This is a genomic window from Thioprofundum lithotrophicum (assembly GCF_055387065.1).
On record NZ_AP042379.1, the window covers coordinates 1,628,613 to 1,649,392 of the forward strand.

The 20,780-nt window shown below is 64.1% G+C and carries 17 protein-coding genes; 14 read left to right on the forward strand and 3 right to left on the reverse strand.

Annotation, left to right across the window (positions count from 1 at the left end; all coding sequences use genetic code 11):
* The first annotated feature begins 14 nt into the window (after positions 1 to 14).
* Positions 15 to 1,205: a heme d1 biosynthesis radical SAM protein NirJ gene (gene nirJ / locus ACZ5BH_RS07610; RefSeq protein WP_464888659.1), complete on the forward strand. Its 1,191-nt coding sequence runs from the start codon at positions 15 to 17 to the stop codon at positions 1,203 to 1,205.
* 458 nt (positions 1,206 to 1,663) lie between these two features.
* On the opposite strand, the gene ACZ5BH_RS07615 is transcribed toward nirJ, so the two are convergent.
* From ACZ5BH_RS07615 to ACZ5BH_RS07625, 3 genes are all read right to left on the reverse strand, one after another.
* Positions 1,664 to 2,092: a hypothetical protein gene (locus ACZ5BH_RS07615; protein ID WP_464888660.1), complete on the reverse strand. Its 429-nt coding sequence runs from the start codon at positions 2,090 to 2,092 to the stop codon at positions 1,664 to 1,666.
* A 623-nt stretch (positions 2,093 to 2,715) separates the two neighbouring features.
* The gene (lon, locus tag ACZ5BH_RS07620; RefSeq protein WP_464888661.1) at positions 2,716 to 5,115 is read right to left on the reverse strand and encodes an endopeptidase La; all 2,400 of its coding nucleotides are present in this window, start codon (positions 5,113 to 5,115) and stop codon (positions 2,716 to 2,718) included.
* Positions 5,116 to 5,169: 54 nt separating this feature from the next.
* Positions 5,170 to 5,574 (reverse strand): Hsp20/alpha crystallin family protein, encoded by a 405-nt coding sequence (locus tag ACZ5BH_RS07625; protein ID WP_464888662.1) that lies wholly within the window; start codon positions 5,572 to 5,574, stop codon positions 5,170 to 5,172.
* A gap of 227 nt (positions 5,575 to 5,801) precedes the next feature.
* Here ACZ5BH_RS07625 and ACZ5BH_RS07630 point away from each other — a divergent pair, with 227 nt between their 5' ends.
* From ACZ5BH_RS07630 to ACZ5BH_RS07690, 13 genes are all read left to right on the forward strand, one after another.
* Positions 5,802 to 7,571, forward strand: coding sequence for a bifunctional diguanylate cyclase/phosphodiesterase (locus ACZ5BH_RS07630; protein ID WP_464888663.1), 1,770 nt, complete (start codon positions 5,802 to 5,804; stop codon positions 7,569 to 7,571).
* Positions 7,572 to 7,655: 84 nt separating this feature from the next.
* Positions 7,656 to 9,200: a cytochrome D1 domain-containing protein gene (locus ACZ5BH_RS07635; RefSeq protein WP_464888664.1), complete on the forward strand. Its 1,545-nt coding sequence runs from the start codon at positions 7,656 to 7,658 to the stop codon at positions 9,198 to 9,200.
* Positions 9,201 to 9,424: 224 nt separating this feature from the next.
* Positions 9,425 to 11,734 carry a Sec-dependent nitrous-oxide reductase gene (gene nosZ / locus ACZ5BH_RS07640; RefSeq protein ID WP_464888665.1) on the forward strand — a complete coding sequence of 770 codons (2,310 nt, stop codon included), beginning with the start codon at positions 9,425 to 9,427 and terminating at the stop codon, positions 11,732 to 11,734.
* Positions 11,735 to 11,806: 72 nt separating this feature from the next.
* Positions 11,807 to 12,136 carry a c-type cytochrome gene (locus ACZ5BH_RS07645; protein ID WP_464888666.1) on the forward strand — a complete coding sequence of 110 codons (330 nt, stop codon included), beginning with the start codon at positions 11,807 to 11,809 and terminating at the stop codon, positions 12,134 to 12,136.
* Positions 12,137 to 12,212: 76 nt separating this feature from the next.
* On the forward strand, positions 12,213 to 13,361 hold the full coding sequence (locus tag ACZ5BH_RS07650) for a NapC/NirT family cytochrome c (RefSeq protein ID WP_464888667.1): 1,149 nt from the start codon (positions 12,213 to 12,215) through the stop codon (positions 13,359 to 13,361).
* A gap of 140 nt (positions 13,362 to 13,501) precedes the next feature.
* The gene (locus ACZ5BH_RS07655; protein WP_464888668.1) at positions 13,502 to 14,215 is read left to right on the forward strand and encodes a c-type cytochrome; all 714 of its coding nucleotides are present in this window, start codon (positions 13,502 to 13,504) and stop codon (positions 14,213 to 14,215) included.
* A gap of 61 nt (positions 14,216 to 14,276) precedes the next feature.
* A complete protein-coding gene (locus ACZ5BH_RS07660) occupies positions 14,277 to 15,449 on the forward strand; it encodes a hypothetical protein (RefSeq protein WP_464888669.1) in 1,173 nt (390 codons plus the stop codon).
* 7 nt (positions 15,450 to 15,456) lie between these two features.
* On the forward strand, positions 15,457 to 16,782 hold the full coding sequence (locus ACZ5BH_RS07665; RefSeq protein WP_464888670.1) for a nitrous oxide reductase family maturation protein NosD: 1,326 nt from the start codon (positions 15,457 to 15,459) through the stop codon (positions 16,780 to 16,782).
* A gap of 3 nt (positions 16,783 to 16,785) precedes the next feature.
* Positions 16,786 to 17,610, forward strand: coding sequence for a 4Fe-4S dicluster domain-containing protein (locus tag ACZ5BH_RS07670; RefSeq protein ID WP_464888671.1), 825 nt, complete (start codon positions 16,786 to 16,788; stop codon positions 17,608 to 17,610).
* On the forward strand, positions 17,607 to 18,587 hold the full coding sequence (locus ACZ5BH_RS07675; RefSeq protein WP_464888672.1) for a NapH/MauN family ferredoxin-type protein: 981 nt from the start codon (positions 17,607 to 17,609) through the stop codon (positions 18,585 to 18,587). The genes ACZ5BH_RS07670 and ACZ5BH_RS07675 overlap by 4 nt, the downstream gene beginning before the upstream one ends.
* Positions 18,584 to 19,459 carry an ABC transporter ATP-binding protein gene (locus ACZ5BH_RS07680; RefSeq protein ID WP_464888673.1) on the forward strand — a complete coding sequence of 292 codons (876 nt, stop codon included), beginning with the start codon at positions 18,584 to 18,586 and terminating at the stop codon, positions 19,457 to 19,459. The genes ACZ5BH_RS07675 and ACZ5BH_RS07680 overlap by 4 nt, the downstream gene beginning before the upstream one ends.
* Positions 19,456 to 19,935 carry a hypothetical protein gene (locus ACZ5BH_RS07685; RefSeq protein ID WP_464888674.1) on the forward strand — a complete coding sequence of 160 codons (480 nt, stop codon included), beginning with the start codon at positions 19,456 to 19,458 and terminating at the stop codon, positions 19,933 to 19,935. Before ACZ5BH_RS07680 ends, ACZ5BH_RS07685 begins: the two co-directional genes overlap by 4 nt.
* Positions 19,936 to 20,763, forward strand: a complete 828-nt coding sequence (locus tag ACZ5BH_RS07690; RefSeq protein WP_464888675.1) for an ABC transporter permease — start codon at positions 19,936 to 19,938, stop codon at positions 20,761 to 20,763. It begins immediately after the preceding gene.
* Positions 20,764 to 20,780 lie beyond the last annotated feature (17 nt).

Consider the following 20,780-nt stretch of genomic DNA (forward strand, 5'->3'; position numbering starts at 1 on the left):
CCAGGAGACCCACCATGTTCCGCATCACCCGCTACCTGAAGGAAGTGCTCGAGCCCACGCCCCTCGGCCCGCACCGCGAGCCGCCGGGCCCGGTGGTGATCTGGAACCTGATCCGCCGCTGCAACCTCACCTGCAAGCACTGCTATTCCATCTCGGCCGACAAGGACTTCCCCGGCGAACTGACCACCGACGAGGTCTACACGGTCATGGACGACTTGCGCGAATTCGGCGTGCCCGTGCTCATCCTCTCCGGCGGCGAACCCCTGCTGCGCCCCGACCTCTTCGACATCTCCCGCCGGGCCAAGGCCATGGGCTTTTATGTGGGGCTGTCCACCAACGGCACCCTGATCGACGAGGCCATGATCGGCAAGGTGGCGGACATCGGTTACGACTACGTGGGGATCAGCATCGATGGCCTGCGCGAAACCCACGACCGCTTCCGCCGGCGGATCGGTGCCTTCGACGAATCCCTGCGCGCCATCCGCCTGTGCCGCGAAGCCGGCATCAAGGTCGGCATGCGCTTCACCCTCACCATGGACAACGCCCACGAGCTGCCGGATCTGCTGCGCCTGATGGATGCCGAAGGCGTGGACAAGTTCTACCTCTCCCACCTGAACTATGCCGGGCGCGGCAACCGCAACCGCAAGGACGACGCCGTCCATCGCCTCACCCGCGAGGCCATGGATCTGTTGTTCGAAACCTGCCTGGCCGATCTGCGGGCCGGCCGCGAACGGGAGTTCGTCACCGGCAACAACGACGCCGACGGCGTCTACCTGCTGCGCTGGGTGGAACAACGCTTCCCCGAGCGCGCCGATCACCTGCGCACCCTGCTCGAACGCTGGGGCGGCAACAGCTCCGGCGTGAACATCGCCAACATCGACAACCTTGGCAACGTCCACCCCGACACCTTCTGGTGGGACTACGACCTGGGCAACGTGAAGGAGCGGCCCTTTTCCCAAATCTGGCCCGACACTGCCGATCCCCTCATGGCCGGACTCAAATCCCGCCCCCGCCCCCTCGAAGGCCGCTGCGCCGCCTGCCGCGAACAGGCCATCTGCGGCGGCAACACCCGCGTGCGTGCCTGGCAACTCACCGGCAACTTCTGGGCCGAAGATCCGGCCTGCTATCTGACAGACGAGGAGATAGGGGTGGAAAATGGCAAAGAAAGGCTGGCCGTCACCCCCTGGACACGGCGCGCGCGATAGCAATTGGTTGTCTCACCGCGAATCGTTTGACGTAGGAGCGGCGCAAGCCGCGAAAATGCCCCCTTCGAGGCTTGCCTGCTCCTGCAGAATAACACTTGCCAAAAAATAATTCCGAGGTGCTTAATCCGTTATTCTGACCGTTGCGAAAAATCGCCGCTGTAGGTCGGGCTTTAGTCCGACATGTCGGCCTGATACCCAAGGGGCACACCGAGGCCAACCTACAAGGGCATGATTGGATTTCACTTTTGGAGCGTTCCAGAAGACAGTCCGGAATGTCTCATTCACAAGACGATTGCCGGAAAAAAGCGATTCCATGCTTCAATCTTTGCAACTGTCAGGTTCGCTTGTCGGCATGGCCGTTTGACTTGGCGCAAGAAGAGACCGCACCTAACGATAAAGCTGTGCGGCGCAAACGAAGCGCAGCGGAGTTTGCGTCCGAACAAGCGTATTGTTAGAAGTTATTTCTCTACATGCCTATATACCCGCCGTATCTTCACCTCTGGCAATGGCCAAGATGGAAAAATACGCTCATATTCCTTTTTCGTTGCGGTTTTCAGGTTTAGATGCTTAGGAAATAATTTAGGACCAAACATTCTCCCTGTGAGCTCATGAGCAGAAGTTAAATCTAGTTTTTTGACTATACTTCGTGGTATATGAGATTTACATTTCTTCAAAATATCAATGAGACGGTCATCACATGACAAAATACAAACCTTATCCCGCCCATGAATATGCGCTAAGTGAATACCCATGCTGATAATCAGATGATCAAATGTCCCCATAGGTGTTACACGCTTTTTTCCTCTAGATATCTTGTAATAATGATCTATTGGTGCCACGAGATTTATGCCAAGAATGTGATAACGAGACAATTCATAGTGATACATAAAATGTCCGTTATGAATATCCTTCTGAAACTGTTTGCATACCCTCTTATATATGCGTGTATCAATCGTACCCTTCTTCTTAACATGACTATTCCAGTGCCCGAAGCTGTGTTTCATAAAAACTGAAAATGTCTCGGCAACGCAAAAATTCGGGATATATATAAAATACTTATCTGGGTTTGCACGAACATAGTTCAATATGAGCCGAATCGACTCCTGCGCCTTTTTTGAATTTAGAGAACGCGGCAAATAGTATCCGGCCGCAACATTCGCATCGATCAAAAAATACATATTCTTACTTCTAACAGATGATTACCTGGAAATTATGAATCCGGGATCTACGTCTTCTGGATAATACGTCAGGAGATCCCGAGCCTGACTGCTCAAGGATAGAACGTGCCAGGGTGTTCCGCAATCCCTGAATTGAGTTGGGGGTTAAAATATACTCAATAAAAACAACAATCTGGTCGGTTGTGAGGTGGCGCCCTGAATCTGACGTCTGCACGGAGCGAGTAGCACGGCTGGTCGATCCTGGATCGTCTGACGAGTTATCTGGAAAGGGGGGCGGCTTGGCCGCTGGAGGCTCGTGTTCCGTGTGGTAGGGCAGCGCCTTTTTCCCGCAATCACGCGGCCGTTTCGTTACCGGGTTCCGACGCGGTGGCGGGTTCGAGTGCGGACTCGATGGCCTGATCCACGTTCTCCAGCCATTCGAACTGCAGTTCCCGACGGGCGGCTTCGGGGATTTCCTCGAAGTCCTTGCGGTTGCGCTGGGGGAGGAGGACGCGGCGGATGCCGGCCTGGGCGGCGGCGATGCATTTTTCCTTGATGCCGCCCACGGGCAGCACCAGGCCGCGCAGGCTGATTTCGCCGGTCATGGCGGTATCCTGGCGCACGCGGCGGCCGGTGAGCAGGGAGACCAGGGAGACGAAGATGGCCACCCCGGCACTGGGGCCGTCCTTGGGGATGGCACCGGCGGGGACGTGGACATGGATATCGCTGTCCTTGAACAGGGCCGGATCGATGCCGAGGGATTCGGCACGGGCCTTGACCAGGGAGAGGGCGGCCTGGGCGCTTTCCTTCATCACGTCGCCGAGCTGGCCGGTGAGGATCAGCCGGCCGTTGCCGGGCACGCGGGCCGATTCGATGAACAGGATGTCGCCGCCCACCGGCGTCCAGGCCAGGCCGGTGGCCACCCCGGGGATGCTGGTGCGCATGGCCACTTCGTTCTCGAAGCGCGGCGGGCCGAGGATTTCGGGAATGTCGTCTGGGCCGATGGTGGCCGATTCGATTTCGCCCAGCGCCACGCGCATGGCCACGTGGCGGCACACGGCGCCGATCTCCCGTTCCAGGTTGCGGCAGCCGGCCTCACGGGTGTATTCGCGGATGATGCGCCTGAGGGCGGCGTCTTCGATCCGGCACTGTTCGGGCTTCAGGCCGTTGTCCTCGAGTTGGCGCCGCACCAGGTAGCGCCGGGCGATTTCGAGTTTTTCTTCTTCGGTGTAGCCGGGGATCTCGATGATCTCCATGCGATCCCGCAGTGGCCCGGGAATGGTGTCGAGCACGTTGGCGGTGCCGATGAACATGACCTGCGAGAGATCGAAGGGCACGCCAAGATAGTTGTCCTGGAACTGGCTGTTCTGTTCCGGATCCAGCACTTCCAGCAGGGCCGCGGCCGGGTCGCCGTGAAAGCCGCCGGCGCCGAGCTTGTCCAGCTCGTCGAGCATGAACACGGGGTTGCGGGTGCCGGCCTTGCGGATGGCCTGGATGATGTTGCCGGGCATGGCGCCGATGTAGGTGCGCCGGTGGCCGCGGATCTCCGCTTCGTCGTGCACCCCGCCGAGGGCCACGCGCACGAACTTGCGCCCGGTAGCGCGGGCGATGCTGCGCCCGAGCGAGGTCTTGCCCACGCCGGGCGGGCCCACCAGACAGAGGATTGGGCCGCGGCCTTCTGGATTGAGCTTGCGCACCGCCAGGTATTCGAGGATCCGCTTCTTGACCTTCTCCAGACCATAGTGATCCTCGTCGAGGATCCGCCGGGCCTTTTCCAGATCGATCACGTCCTCGTCCACCCGGTTCCAGGGCAGGGCGGTGAGCCAGTCGAGATAGTTGCGGATCAGGGTATATTCGGCCGACTCTTCCGAGAGTCGTTCCAGGCGGGTCAGCTCCCGGCGGGCCTGTTCCTCCACGTCCTCGGGCATGCCGGCGTCCTCGATGGCCTGGGCCAGTTCGGCCAGCTCCTGCGGCTGGCCTTCGGTTTCGCCCAGCTCGCGGCGGATGGTCTTGAGCTGTTCGCGCAACAGGAACTCGCGGTTGCGCTTGTCTACCGCTTCCTTGGTCTGCTGTTCGATTTCCTGGGTCAGGCGCAGCACCGCGAGGCGGTGGGCGAGCAGGGCGGCGACCCGTTCCAGGCGCCGGCTCACGTCGAGCGTTTCCAGCAGTTCCTGTTTCTCTTCCGGTTTCAGATCCAGAAAACCGGCGATGGTGTCGGCCAGCAGGCCGGGGGTGGGGATGGCCTCGAGCGAGGCGACCAGTTCGCCGGGCACCTGCGGCATCAGTTCCGCCGCCTCGGCGGCCTGGCGGCGCAGGTGTTCCATGCGCGCCTCGATCTCGGGCGTGAGGGTCTCGTCGTCCTGCAGGTATTCGACCCGGGCCAGCAGGAAGGGATGACCGTCGAGGTATTCCCGCACCCGGAAGCGGCGCTGCCCCTGGCAGATGATGTGGTGGCTGCCGTCGGGAGCGGTGACGTAGCGCAGGATCACCGCCTCGGTGCCCACCTCGTACAGATCCGTTGCCTGGGGGTTGTCCACGCTGCCATCCTTCTGTTGCAGGATGCCGATGGGCCGCTCCTGTTTCGCCGCTTCCTGGGCGGCGGCGATGGAGCGGGGCCGACCGATGGACAGGGGCAGCACCACCCCCGGGAACAGCACCGTGTTGCGCACCGGCAGGATGATCAGCGCATCCTCCGGCAGGGCGGGGGGCGTGCTTTCGGTGGTGGTGTCGGCTGTGCGGGTTTCGTCGTTCATTTTGCGTTTCCCCTGTGGGCAGGCGGTTGAAAACCGGTGATTGTCAACAGCCTGTCAGTCGAGCCGGCGCAATTGCAGCACGAGGCAGCCGTCGCGCACTTCGCTGGCCGCCGGTTCATAGCGGCCGGATGGCAGTTGCAGGCGGCGCTCGAAGCGCCCCTGGGGGATTTCGAGACGATGGATGCGGGCCCGGCGCAGGGCGGCGGGGGTGGGCCGCACCCCGCGCACCACCAGCCGCCCCGCTTCCACATGCACTTCGACCCGATCGGCCGGCACCCCGGGCAAGGCCACGATCACCCACAGGGTGCCGGGTGTCTCGAACACGTCCGCGGGCGGCTCCCAGGTGGGCCGGGGCGAGCCCTGGCCCGGCTGAAAGAAGTGGCGCTGGAGGCGCTCGGCCCGCTCCAGCATCTCCAGGGCTTCCGCCCACATCAGATCGCGCAGGTTGCTGTGGCTCATGTTCTCGTCGGCCTCGGGGTCGTTTCGTCTCCGTCGTATGGCTGCGCAGACCCTTTCTCAAGGGCTGGACCCGGAAATGGGCCTGTCACACCCCGGTCACATTTCGCGCCTAGAGTGAACGGACAATGAGACAGAAAAAATGTGGATTAGCCGGAAAGCCTGATCCGGCAACCGCCGCGCCGGCCATCGGAACCTGGCCGGAGCCGATCGGAGAGAGCAACGTGAACATGGGGGATCTGGTTGCCGAGCTGGAGCGGGTGATCGCCCGCCAGGATATCCTCTCGGTGTTCCAGCCCATCGTCAACATCGTCCAGCAGAGCATTCACGGTTACGAAGCCCTGAGCCGCGGCCCGTCCGACAGCCCTCTGCACAGCCCCCTGATGCTGTTCGACGTGGCCGAGCGCGGCCGGCGCCTGTGCGAGCTGGAGCTGCTGTGCCGGCAACTGGCCATGCGCCGTTTCTGCCACCAGCGCCTGCCGGGCAAGATCTTTCTCAATGCCAGCCCGGTGACGCTGTTGCAGGCGGCCAATCACCCGGAACAGACACTGGCGATGCTCGAACGAGTTGGCCTGACCCCGGGCCAGGTGGTGATCGAGCTGACCGAGCGCCATCCCCTCGACGACTACGACATCATCCGCGAAGCCACCCGCCATTACCGATCCCTGGGCTTCGAAATCGCCATCGACGATCTCGGTGCCGGCTATGCCGGTCTGCGCATGTGGTCGGAGCTGCGGCCCGATTACGTGAAGATCGATCGGCATTTCGTGCAGGGCATCCATGAAGACAAGGTCAAGCAGGAATTCATCCGCTCGATACTCGACATCGCCAACGGTCTCGATTGCCGGGTGATCGCCGAAGGTATCGAAGTCGCGGAGGAGTTTGCCGTGATTCACGACATGGGCATCGAATACGGCCAGGGGTATTACATCGCCCGGCCCACCGCCGCGCCGGAGAAGTTCGTGGCCCGCAGCCTGTTCGCCAGCCACCAGCGGCGCCAGTTTCTGAACCGGCCGTTTCGCCTCTCCGAGTCGGTGTCCCTGCTGTTGCGTGAGTCGCCCACCGTGCGCCGCGACACCCGGGTGGAGGCGGCGGTGGATCTGTTCGCCCGGCACCGTCTGCTGACCACCCTGCCGGTGGTGGACGAGGCGCACCGGCCTGTCGGGCAGGTGCGCCGCAACGTGGTCATGGAGCTGTTTGCCAATCTGTATGGGCGCGCCCTGTACGGCGGCAAGCCCCTGGCCGAATTCATGGAGGCCATTCCGGTGGTGGTGGAGAAGGATCTGGGGGTCGAACAGACCAGCCAGCTGATCACGGCGCAAACCGACTTGCGGGTGGAAGACGATTTCGTGATCGTGGAGAATGGCCGCTTCGTCGGTATCGGCAAGGTGATCGATCTGTTGAAGAAGATCACCGATCTGCAGATCCGCAATGCCCGCTACGCCAATCCACTGACCCTCCTGCCGGGCAACGTGCCCATCTACGAGTTGATCGATCAATTGTTGGCCGAGGCACGGCCCTTCGTCATCGCCTATTGTGATCTGGACAATTTCAAGCCATTCAACGATGTCTATGGCTACAACCAGGGTGACAAGGTCTTGCGCAAGGTGGCGGAAATCTTCACTGTGCACGTGGATCCGGAGCGGGACTTCGTCGGTCACGTGGGTGGGGATGACTTCATCCTGATCTTCGGCAGTGACGACTGGCAGGCGCGCTGCGAACGGATCCTGGCCACCTTCGCCAGCACGGTAAAGGATTTCTACACGGCCGCGGATCGCCTGCGCGGCGGGATCGTTGCCTCCGATCGGCAGGGCCAGCCCCAGCGCTTCGGCTTTCTGAGTCTGTCGATCGGCGCCGTGCGGCCCGATCCGCGGCGCTGCCATTCCCATCACGAGGTGGCGGCCCTGGCTTCGGAGGCCAAGCGCCAGGCCAAGCGCCGGCCGGGCAACCGCCTGTTCGTGGATCGCCGCAGCGGCCCCGATCGGCCGTTGGTGGGGTGAGGTTCGGCGGGGGTTGATCGCCGTCAAGGCATCTTCCGGGCAGGCGGGCTTCAATGGCCGCATCCTGTCGCCCCGGGAGACGCCATGCTTCGCCATCTGCCTGTCCTGCTGCTCGTTCTGCTTCCCGGCCTCGTTCAGGCCGCCCCCGATGCCGCCGCCCTGTACCGGCAGCACTGCGCCGAATGCCACGGCGCCGACCGCCTGGGGCGCATGGGCCCGGCCCTGCTGCCCGAGAATCTGGTGCGCCTGCGCAAGCCGGCCGCGGCGAAGGTCATCGAGAAGGGCCGCCCGGCCACCCAGATGCCGGCCTTCGGCGGCAAGCTCGACGATGCGCAAATCGCCGCCCTGGTGAACCACATCTATACCCCCCTGCCGGAGGTGCCCACCTGGGGGGAGGCCGAAATCCGCGCGTCGCGCATCGTCCACGTGCCGCCGGGGAGCCTGCCGGACAAGCCGATCTATGCCGCCGATCCCCTCAACCTCTTCGTGGTGGTGGAGCTGGGCGACCACCACGCCACCATCCTCGACGGTGACCGCCTGCGGCCCCTCCACCGTTTCAGGACCCGGCGCAATCTGCATGGCGGGCCCAAGTATTCGCCTTCCGGCCGGTATGTGTATTTCGCCTCGCGGGATGGGTGGATCAGCAAGTTCGACATGTACAACCTCAAGACCACGGTGGAGATCCGCGCCGGGATCAATACCCGCAACCTGGCGGTTTCGGGCGACGGCCGCTACGTGCTGGTGGGCAACTATCTGCCCCATTCGCTGGTGCTGCTGGATGCCCGGGACCTGTCGCTCATCAAGGTCATTCCGGCCCGCGCCCTGGACGGCAAGACGTCCCGGGTCTCCGCCGTGTACAGCGCCCCGCCGCGGGGCAGCTTCATCGTCGCCCTCAAGGATATTCCGGAGGTCTGGGAGATCAGCTATCTGGACGAACCGGAACCGGTCTATATCGGGCCCATGCACGACTACCAGTACGAGGAAGGGGCGGTGGATCGCGGGCCGTTTCCCGTCCGCCGCATCCGTCTCGACGGCATCCTCGACGACTTCTTCTTCGATCCGCCCTACGAGCACCTGATCGGCGCCTCTCGGGACGGCAACAACGCCCAGGTGATCAACCTGATCGTGGGCCGCAAGATCGCCACGCTCGATCTGCCGGGCATGCCGCACCTGGGATCGGGCATCACCTGGAATTACCGGGGCCACCCGGTGTTCGCCACTCCCAATCTGCGCAGCGGCGAAGTCACGGTGGTGGACATGACCGACTGGAAGGTGATCAAGCGCATCAAGACCCTCGGGCCGGGTTTCTTCATGCGCAGCCACGAAAACACGCCCTATGCCTGGGTGGACGTGTTCTTCGGTCCCCACAAGGACAAGGTGCATGTGATCGACAAGCGCACGCTGGAAATCGTCCGCACCCTGCAGCCGGCGCCGGGCAAGGTGGCGGCCCACGTGGAGTTCGACCGTTACGGGAAATATGCCCTGCTCAGCATCTGGGACCCGGACGGCGCCCTGGTGATCTACGACGCGGCCACGCTGAAGGAAATCAAACGCCTGCCGATGAAGAAGCCCTCCGGCAAGTACAACGTCTGGAACAAGATCCACCGTTCCGCCGGCACCAGCCACTGACGGCTGCCAGATCTGCCAAGCGGCGGGGCGGGCGGAAAAAGTGGCGTGATTTGACCAAGATCAAGGGATTCACCGTCGCATGACAGACAATTCTGTCCCATAGTGTCGGATATCCAACACCTGTATCGCCACGGGCGTATTCATGGCAGGGCAGGACCGCAGGGGAGCGGGTTGGACGACGACAAGATTCCTGACCCATGACGACCTTAGGGAGGTTGCACCCCATGAACAGAACCACTCAACGCGTGGCTTCGGCACTGCTGGGGATCGGGCTAGCGCTCGGTGCCGGCAGCAGCGCCTGGTCACAGGAAACGCTCAAGGACGTGATGAAACGCCGCGGCCTGAGCGAGAAGGACATTCTGGCCGCCGCCAAGACCTACACGCCCAGCGGCGGGCGCGATGAATACATCGTGCTCAGCTCGGGCGGCCAGAGTGGCCAGCTCATCGTCTACGGCGTGCCGTCCATGCGCATCCTCAAGTATGTGGCCGTGTTCACCCCCGAGCCCTGGCAGGGCTACGGCTTCGACGACGAATCCAAGAAAGTGCTGGCCCAGGGCCGCATCAACGGCAAGGACATCCTGTTCGGGGATACCCACCATCCGGCCATTTCGGAAACCAACGGCGAGTACGACGGCCGCTACGTGTTCCTCAACGACAAGGCCAACCCGCGGGTAGCGGTCATCGATCTGCATGACTTCGAGACCAAGCAGATCGTGGTCAATCCCTTCTTCAAGTCGGCCCACGGCGGCACCTTCGTCACGCCCAACACCGAATACGTGATGCACGCCGCCCAGTACGCCGCGCCCTTCTCCGACGACTTCGTGCCCCTGGAGGAGTTCAACGAGAAGTACCGGGGCGGTCTGACCTACCTCAAGTTCGACAACAAGAAGGGCCGGATCGATCTGAGCCAGTCCTTCACCTTCGAACTGCCGCCCTACAGCCAGGATCTGTCCGATGCCGGCAAGGGCCCGTCCTACGGCTGGGGCTTCACCAACTCCTTCTGTTCCGAGCGTTACGTGGGCGGCATCGAGCGGGGTCGCCCGCCCTTCGAGGCCGGCTGCTCCTCCAAGGACACCGACTTCATGCACGTGACCAACTGGAAGAAGGCCGCCGAGCTGGTCAAGGCCGGCAAGGTCAAGAAGGTCAAGGGGCACTACATGATTCCCATCGCCCAGGCCGTCAAGGAAGGCCTGCTGTACCTGATTCCGGAGCCCAAGAGCCCGCACGGCGTGGACGTGACGCCGGACGGCAAGCGGATCGTGGTCTCCGGCAAGCTGGACAGCCATACCTGGGTGTACAGCTGGGAGAAAATCAAGCAGGCCATCGAACAGAAGAAGTTCCAGGGCAAGGACCCGTACGGGATCCCCATCATCGCCCTCAAGACCGCGCTGGACAAGTCGGTCAACGTGGGCCTGGGTCCGTTGCACACCCAGTTCGATTCCAAGCCCTGCGTGGCCTACACCTCCATCTACGTGGATTCCATGATCACCAAGTGGGACTACTGCAAGGGCAAGGTACTGGATCAGCTGCCCATCCATTACAACGTTGGTCACCTGATGACCATGGAAGGCGATACCGTCTCGCCCGACGGCAAGTACCTGGTGGCCCTCAACAAGCTGGCCATCGACCGCTTCAACCCGGTCGGCCCGCTGCATCCGCAGAACCACCAGCTCATCGACATCAGCGGCGACAAGATGCAGCTCCTGTACGACATGCCGCTGCCGCTGGGCGAGCCCCACTATGCGGTGGCCATCAAGGCCGACAAGCTGAAGCCGGGCGTGCGTTACCGTTCGGGCTGGAACAGCCGCGAAGACAAGCGCTCGCCCTACAAGACCCGCGCCGGCCGCGAGAAGATCGTGCGCACCTGTGACGACAGTGGCAAGTGCACCGTGGAAGTCTACGGCACCACCATCCGCTCCCACATTACCCCGGAGATCATCGAGGTCACCGAGGGCGATACGGTGAAACTGCACTTCACCAACCTGGAGCGGGCCGAGGACGAAGTGCACGGCTTCGCCATGTACGGACAGAACGTGCAGCTCTCGCTGGAGCCGGGCAAGACCGCCTCGGCCACCTTCGTCGCCGACAAGCCCGGTGTCTATCCCTACTACTGCACCGAGTTCTGCTCGGCGCTGCACCTCGAGATGCAGGGCTACCTGCTGGTCAAGCCCAAGGGCTACAAGGCCACCAAGGCCGTCATGAAGGAAGGGGTGAGCTACACCAAGGCCGACTACGAGAAGCAGGTCAAGACCAACCTCGAGACCCAGAAGGTCATCGATCAGGTGGTCGCCTTCATCACCAGCCACAACTACAAGGACTTCCCGACCGTCGTGGCCCTGGTGGAAGACGCCACCGATCAGCTTGCCTTCGCCAAGGATGCCCGGGCCAAGGCCGAAGCCGCCGCCGCCAAGGGCGACTGGCAGAATGCCATGCTCTGGGCCAACCAGTGGTGGCAATACCAGGTGAAGGCCGCCGACCTGGGCCTGCGCGCCAAGACCTACCTCGAAGAGAATGGCGCCAGGAAGATCAAGTAACCGCGTTGCAACACACCGTTCCGGGGGGTGGTTTCCACCCCCCTTCTTTTGTCTCAAGCAGGAGGTTGTCACATGAAACACATCGCATCCCTCGCCGCGCTGGGTCTGGCCGGCATGCTGGCCGCCGCGCCGCTGGCCGTTTCGGCCGCGCCCGACGGGGCCGCCCTCTACAAGTCCAAGACCTGCACGGCCTGTCACGGGAAAGACGGCAAGACCCCGATCATGCCCAACTATCCCAAGATCGCCGGCCAGAACAAGGCCTACATGATCCAGCAGATGAAGGACATCAAGTCCGGCGCCCGCAACAACGGCAACACCGCCGCCATGAAGGGGGTGATGCACCTGGTCAGCGACGAGGAAATCGAGGCCCTGGCCGACTACGTCTCGAAGCTGGCGCCCTGAACCGGTGTCCGGTTCCCGGAGCAGGGATGCTCGTTACCGCTTGTTCAACCTGCCTTATCAGTAGCGAACGGTTGTTGTGAAATTGCTGGTCAAGACATCCCTGTTTTCTGCCATCGTTTTCATCCTCGTCGGAATCGTCCTGTGGGGCGGGTTCAACACGGCGATGGAAGCGACCAATACCCTCGAGTTCTGCATCAGTTGCCACGAGATGCGGGACACGGTGTACCGGGAATATCAGCCCTCGGTGCATCACGAAAATCCCTCCGGTGTGCAGGCCGCCTGCCCGGACTGTCATGTGCCCCGGGAGTGGTGGCCCAAGGTGGTGCGCAAGATCCAGGCCTCCAACGAGCTGTATCACTGGCTGGTGGGCACCATCGACACGCCCGAAAAGTTCGCCGCCCGCCGTCCGCAGCTGGCCGAGCACGTGTGGTCGGTGATGAAGCGGACCGATTCCCGGGAATGCCGCAACTGTCACCAGTTCACGGCCATGAAGATCGCCGAGCAGGGCCGCTTCGCGGCCGATCGCCACACCCGGGCCCTCCAGGCCGGCGGCACCTGCATCGACTGCCACAAGGGGATCTCCCACCATCTGCCGCCGCTGGCACCGCTGGCAGCGGATCCCGATCTGGAGCTGGGCGAGGAAATCCTGGAAACCTGCGCCGGCTGCCATGGCGACAAGGCCCAGGGGACGCCCGATGGCGAATACCCGCGGCTGGCCGGGCTCGATGCCCATTACATCGCCCGTCAGATCACGCTGTTCAAAACCCGTGAGCGGATCAACATTCCCATGATCCCCTACGCCAACGACCGCGAGCTGCCCGACGAGGACGTGGTGGCCATCGCCGAATACCTTTCGCGCATCGACCTGCCCGCCAAACTGCCGCCGGTGGAACAGGTCGGCGAAGGCTTCGACGCCCTGGCGCGACTGGAGGCGAGCAAGGCGGTGCTCAACATTCCCCGTTATCCGGGCGACGTGGCGGCGGGGGGGCGGATCTACCGCCGGGAATGCGCCGGTTGCCACGGCGCCGACGCCCGCGGGATCCCGCAGAAGGGCGCGCCCATGCTGGCCGGCCAGCACAGCGCCTACCTGTTGCGGCAGATCGGCCGTTTCCGCAAGGGCGAGCGGCGGCATGAGGCCGACCGCGACGGCGCCATCTTCCGGGCCTTCGGCGACGACGAGATCCGCGACATCCTGGCCTGGCTGTCGGTGCAGGACGATGCCTGACGGGGCGGGGAAAGACCGAGGGTTTCACTTGATTTATCTCAAGGCAGGCCCGGTGCCAGGCGCGTACCCTGAAGCCAGTCGAAGGCAGTGATAGACCGACTGCAAACGTGTATACATCCAGACGCAACGAGGAATCCTCCATGAAAAAACGCATCATTCATCTTGCCGCCATTACCCTTGTCGGGTTGGGCCTGTCGGCCCCGACCCATGCCTGGATGGAGTCCAAGGGAGAACGCGAGGAAGCGCTTCACCTGAAACCGGATCTGGAGAACGGCCGCGACGTGTACGAAGTGTGCGCCGCCTGCCACCTCACCGAAGGCTGGGGCACCAAGGACGGCACCTTCCCGCAGCTCGCCGGCCAGCACCGGGAGGTGCTGATCAAGCAGCTCGCCGACATCCGCGAAGGCAACCGGGACAACCCCACCATGTATCCCTTCGCCCAGCCCTCGTCCATCGGCGGCCCCCAGGCCCTGGCCGACGTGGTGGCCTACATCCAGAAGCTCCCCATGAACCCCGACAACGGCAAGGGCCCCTGGCCCGAGGGCACGCCCGAGTATGCCAAGGGCAAGGAACTGTATGAAAAGAACTGCGTGAAGTGCCACGGCAAACACGGCGAGGGCAACGCCAAGAAGTTCTATCCGCGCATCCAGGGCCAGCACTACAACTACATGCTGCGCCAGTTCGAGTGGATCGAGGCCGGCAAGCGGCGCAACGCCAACCCCGACATGGTGCGGCAGATCAAGGACTTCACGCCCAAGGACCAGAAGATGGTGATCAACTACGTCTCGCGGATTCCGGTCCCGAAGAAGGATCTGGCCCCCTCCAAGGACTGGATCAACCCCGACTTCGACTGATCCGGTCACGGCCCGGCGGATTGGCGCCGGGCCGTCACCATAACAATTTCGGTATCACGTCATGGAAAATGTCCAACGTCTCTGGCTGCAGCGGTTGCTGATCCTCGCCGCGATCGGCCTGCTGGTGGCCATCTACTATTCCCCCATCTGGTGGGTCTCGCTCACCGCGCCCAATTATCCCAAGGAAGCCTTTCCCGACGGGGTGCGCATCCACTTCCACATGAACGGCGTATTCAACGGCTGCAAGCCGGTGAAGAAGGCGGAAGTGGCCGAAGAAGAGGCGCTGGACTGCGTCCACGAGATGGATACCATCAACCACTACGTGGGCATGTATCCCATCGCCGCCGGCGGCGTGGTGGAGAAGGCCTACTCCCAGTTCCTGATGACTCTCCTGGGGATCATGCTGCTGGGCTTCCTGTGCACGCGGCCGAAGGTCCGCATCGCCCTCATGGGCATCGGCTTCGCGGCCCTGGCCGTGTGGATGGCCCTGGCCTGGTACGGGGAAAACGGCATCCGCTACGAGAACAAGGGCTACATCGAGGCCCTGGTGCAGGCCCTGAGCCTGGATCTGGAGAAGGAAGAGGAGGCGGCCGTGCCGGAGACCGGCTCGGCCATCATCGAACGGCTGAAACAGTCGCTGGAAGCGTCGGGCGTGGCGGTGGAGGAGACGAAATCGCCCGGCGACATCAAGACCAAGGACGACATGATCGACTTCCTGCGCGCCAGCTTCGAGGCCGATCAGGCACGCAAGCCCGCCGCCGAGCGCCAGGCATGGCACGGCAGCGTGCGCCAGGTGATGAGCTGGCACTATGAAAAGACCCTGGGCCGCTATTTCAACGAGCCCGAACGCATCCGGCCCATGGTGCACACCATGACCCTGGTGGGCGATCTGGTGTTCTGGGGCGTGCTGGTGGCCATGCTGGTCCTGTTGTGGGGCGCGCGCCGCAACCGCGGGCCGCTCTACTGGCTGCTGGTGGTGGTGCCCATGGCGCTGCCGGTGTTCTTCGTCATCGAATACGCCGGCTGGCTGTGGTGGTATGGCCACAACCTCAACGCCATGGGCGCCTTTACGGTCAAGCCCTTCATGCCCACCGTCTTCGGGGACGGCAAGGTGGCCCAGTTCACCACCCATTCCTATCCCCATTACGGTTTCGGCCTGATGCTGCTGCTGTCCGCCCTGCTGATCGTGGCCGCGGTGTTGCGCCGCCGGGATGCGGACGACGCCACGCGCTGAGCCGGCCATGCACACCCTGAACCGGGCCTGCTGGCTGCTGCTGGGTTGCTGGCCATGGCTGGCCGCGGCCGCCACGCCGGTGCCCCTGCAGCCGCTCATCGACCGCACGCCGCCGGGGGAGACCCTGGTCCTGGAGCCCCGCGTGTATGCCGGGCCGGTGGTCATCACCCGCCCCATCGTGCTCGACGGGCGCAACCAGGCGACCATCGACGCCGGCGGCAGGGGCAGCGTGATCGTGCTGCGGACCGATGGCGCCACCATCCGCAATCTGCACCTGACCGGCTCCGGCGAGTCCCACAACGACATCGATGCGGGGATCCAGGTGCGCGGCAAGTACAACGTGATCCGCGACAACCGGATCGACGACTGCCTGTTCGGCATCGACCTGCAGCAGTCCAGCAACAACGTGGTGCGGCGCAACCGGATTCGCTCCAAGCCCTTCGAGCTCGGGCAGCGGGGGGATGCCATCCGCCTGTGGTACAGCTTTCACAACCGCATCGAGGAGAACGACATCGCCGATGCCCGGGACACGGTGGTCTGGTACTCGGCCAACAACGTCATCGCCCGCAACCGGGCCCGCAACAGCCGCTATTCGCTGCATTTCATGTATTCCCGTTACAACCTGGTGGAAGACAATCATTACGTGAACAACACGGTGGGGATCTTTCTCATGTACAGCGACGGCGTGGTGGTGCGCAACAACTACATCGCCAATGCCTCCGGGCCGACGGGGGTGGGGATCGGTTTCAAGGAGACCTCGGATCTGACCATCGAAGGCAACCGGATCCTGTACTGCTCCAGCGGCATGTACCTGGACGTATCGCCCTTCCAGCCCGACACCACCAACCGCCTGCGCGGCAATCTCATTGCCTACAACGCCATTGGCGTACGCTTTCTCAACGACTGGACCGGCAACCGCTTTCACGGCAACAGTTTCGTGGACAACCTGACCCAGGTGGCGGTGACCGGCGGCAAGACCGCCAACCGCAACGACTGGGACGGCAACTACTGGAGCGACTACCAGGGGTTCGATCAGGACGGCGATGGCGTGGGCGATGCGCCCTACGAACTCTACGACTACGCCGATCGGCTCTGGCAGGACGAACCCTATGCCCAGTTCTTCAAGGGCTCGCCGATGCTGGAGGTGCTGGACTATCTGGCGCGCCTGGCGCCGTTTTCCGAACCGCGCATGCTGGTGCGCGATCCGCATCCGCGCATGGCGCCCGTGACCGCGGTGGCGGCCAGCGAAGCCGAGGCCGAGACCGAGGGCACGGCCGGCGAAGGGGATGGCCTGGATGCCCTGGAACTGTTGCGCAAGAGCCTGGGAAGATAAACGATGAACAGCAACGACAAACGCCACAAGCGGCGGCCCAGCCAGAAGGCGCGGCGCCGGTTTCTGCGCAGCGTCCTCTACGGCGCGGGCGTGCTGGGCGTGGCCCTGCTGGGCTACGTGCCGGTGCGGGCCAAATGGCTCACCCGCCTGCGTCCGCCGGGCGCCCTGCGTGAGGAGAAGTTTCTCTCGGCCTGCATCAAGTGCGGCCAGTGCGTGCAGGTCTGCCCGGTGGAAGCCATTCATCTGGCGGATCTCGACGAGGGCTTCGGCATCGGCGTGCCCTACATCGATGCCCGCCGCCAGGCCTGTGATTTCTCCTGCGATGGCCTGCAATGCGTATTGGCCTGCCCCACCGGCGCCCTCACCCACGACGTGAACTATCCCCACCAGGTGGACATGGGGATCGCACGGGTGGTCAACGAAGGGTCCTGCCTGGCGGTGCAGGGCAAGGGTTTCAAGGGCCAGGCGCGGGGGCCGGACTTCACCGGCAAGCTGCGCTACGAGGCGGTCGATCGCTGGAATCCCATTCCGGTTCGGGATCACCCCTACGATCTGGCCCTGTGCGATCTGTGCATGCGCCAGTGCCCCATCGAGATCCGCATCGCCCAGTGCGAGGCCGGCAAGCCGCCCTCGGGGGACGAGAACCAGTGTCCGCCCCGCCATGCCATCACCTTCGAGGCCATCGACGAGACCGGCCGCAAACGGCCGGTGATTCAGGACGGCTGCGTGGGCTGCGGGGTATGCGAGATGATCTGCCCGGTCGAGCCCGCGGTGATCGTCATCGACAGCCATGACAGTCGTGAACAGAGTACGGGGATGCGCACATGAGCCGACTGACCGATTCCCTGGCCGAACTGCTGGGCCGTGAACCACGCAAGCCGACCCCGGAGGAGATCCCCCCGGCGGTCAGGGCCATCCATCAGGAGAAGCGCAGCGACAAGAGCCGCATCGAGAAGATCCGCGTGGAACTGGCCCACAAGGCTGCCAAACAGGCCCCGGAGAAGATCCGCCGCACCCGATGGCTGGTGCTGATCGCCGTCAACCTGCTGTTCGTGCTCTCCTACTGGCTCGACATCCAGTTGCTGGAAGGCGCGCTCACCGCCTCGCGTTTCGCCGGCTTCCACATGGCCGATCTCAACTCGGCCCTGCAGGTGATGCTGGCCTTCAAGCACGTGGTGATCAACCTGGTGATCGGCACCGCCACCGTGTTCGTGCTCTGGTGGCTGCTGGGCGGGCGCACCTTCTGTTCCTGGGTCTGCCCCTATCACCTGCTGGCCGAATGGGCCGAGACGCTGCACCTGTGGCTGGTGAAGAAGAAACTGGTCAAGGATCATCCGCTGGATCGGCGCCTGCGCACCGTGGCCTGGCTGGTGTTCGCCCTGCTGGCCCTGCTCACCGGCTACACGGTCTACGAGACCATCTCGCCCACCGGCATCCTCAGCCGCGCCCTCATCTACGGCCCGGGCGTGGCCCTGATCTGGATCGGCATCCTGCTGGCCTTCGAGGTGTTCTACAGCCGCCGCGCCTGGTGCCGCTATCTGTGTCCCATCGGCCTCACCTACGGCCTGGTGGGCGCGACCTCGCCCTTCAAGGTGCGTTACCATCTGCCTTCCTGTTTCCATGAAGGGGAGTGCCGCAAGGTGTGCCTGGTGCCGCACGTGCTGGATACGGTGATCCTGGGCCGCGCCCGGGGGATCGAGGTGGACATCGGCGCCGACTGCACCCGCTGCGGCCGCTGCGTGGATGCCTGTCCCACCGGCTCGCTCACCTTCCACTATCCCGGTCAGCGCCAGGCATCGGCATGATCCGCTTCGCACACGTCCGCAAGCGCTTCGGGCGCCAGACGGTTCTCGACGATCTGAATCTCGAAATCGGCCGGGGGGAGCGCATCGCCCTGATTGGCTCCAACGGCGCCGGCAAGACTACCCTGATCCGCTGCCTGCTCGGCGAATACCGTCATGAGGGCCGTATCGAGGTGGACGGGCGCTCGCCGCGCGCCCGGCGCACCGAGGTGCTGCGCCACATCGGTTTCGTGCCCCAGATCTCGCCGCCGCTGCGCATGCCGGTGGGGCAGTTGCTGCGTTTCGCCGCCGGCGTCTGCGACAGCGATCCGGCGCGCATGCGCGCCGTGGCCGCCGAACTGGGGCTGGACGTGGCGCGCCATGCCCGCCAGCCCTTCAACCGGCTCTCCGGTGGCATGAAGCAGAAACTGCTGATCAGCATCGCCCTGGGCCGCGACTGCGACGTGCTGGTGCTCGACGAGCCGGCCGCCAACCTGGACCCGGAAGCCCGCCACCGCTTCTTCGATCTGCTGGCCGAGCGCCAGGACAGGGCGGCGATGCTGATCTCCAGCCACCGCCTCGACGAAGTGGCGCCGCTGGTCAACCGCGTCATCGAGCTGGATCAGGGCCGCGTGGTGCTCGACGATCACGTGGCCGATCAACTGGACATGAGCGCCCGGCTCGACTGCGAGCTGGGCCTGACCCGGGCCGACGAGGCCTTCGCCCGCGCCATCGGGCAATGGGGCTTCAGGGCCGAAGCCGACGGCCGCCGCTGGCATGGCCAGGTGGCGGGGCCCGATCGGCTGCGCTTTCTGGGCGTGCTGTCCCGCTATGCCGGCCTGCTGGAGCACATCCGGCTCGAGGCCGCATCCCCCGCCGAGGAGACCGTCTCATGAAACGCCGCACCTTCCTGCTCGCCGGCTCGGCCTTCCTGCTGCTGCCGGCCTGTTCCCGCCGGCCGGAAACCGGGCCGGTGCCCATCCGCTGGGATCGGGAAACCTGTGCCCGCTGCGGCATGGCGATCAGCGATCGGCACTATGCCGCCGAAGTGCGCGGCGGGCCTCCCGGCAAACCCACCCGGGTCTGGAAGTTCGACGACATCGGCTGCGCCCTCCTGTGGCTGGACGAGCAGCCCTGGCAGGCCGATCCCCGCGTGGAGATCTGGGTCACCGACATGGAGAGCGGGCAATGGCTGGATGCCCGCCGGGCCGGTTTCGTCACCGGCCAGCACAGCCCCATGGGCTACGGGCTCGGGGCCCGCGCGAATCCGCCGCCGGGCGCCCTCGATCTCGCCGCCGCGCGGCGTCACGTGCTGGCGGTGGAGAAGGGCGCGCACCGGCATCGCGGCCACCTGCCGGCGGAGGGCCACTGAGTGGGACACCTGTTGCTGACCGCCCGGGCCGACATCAGCGAATCCCTGCGTTCGCGCTGGTTCGCCGTGTATGCGCTGGTCTTCGGCGGCATCGTGGTGGGCCTGTTCGTCTCCGGCCTCACCGAATCGCGGGTGATGGGCTTCACCGGCCTGTCGCGGCTGCTGGTCACCTACCTGCAGATCACCATGGCCATCCTGCCGCTGTTCGTGCTCATCACCACCGTGCGCTCGGTGGCCGGCGATCGGGAGGCGGGCGTGTTCGAATACATGCTGTCGCTGCCCGTGAGCCTCTCGGTCTGGTATTGGGGCAAGTTCCTGGGGCGGTTCGTGGTGGTGTTCCTGCCGGTCTTCCTGGCCATGGCCGGCGCCGTGGCCTGGGGGCTCGTCCGCGGCGCGGAGATCCCCTGGCCGCAGGTGAGCTTCTACACCGGCTTCCTGCTCTCGCTGGCCCTGTGTTTCCTCGGGCTGGGGATGCTGATCTCCACCCTCGCGCGCTCCTCGGACGTGGCCACCGGCGCGGCCTTCCTGCTGTGGCTGTTCCTGCTGCTGTTCATGGATCTGATCCTGCTGGGCGTGCTGATCCGCAGCGGCCTGCCGCCCGAGGGCGTGATCGCCGTGGCCCTGGCCAATCCCCTGCAGGTCTTCCGCACGGCCGCCATGCTGCTGTTCGATCCCCAGCTGGTGCTGCTCGGCCCCTCGGCTTACGTGATCCTCGATCACTTCGGCCGGGTCGGCTTCCTGATCTGGGCCCTGTTCTATCCCGCGCTGCTCGGCCTGGCCGGCGCCGGCGCGGGTTTTCTGCTGTTCCGCCGGGGCGATCTGCCCTGACAACGCCGAGGAGAGAC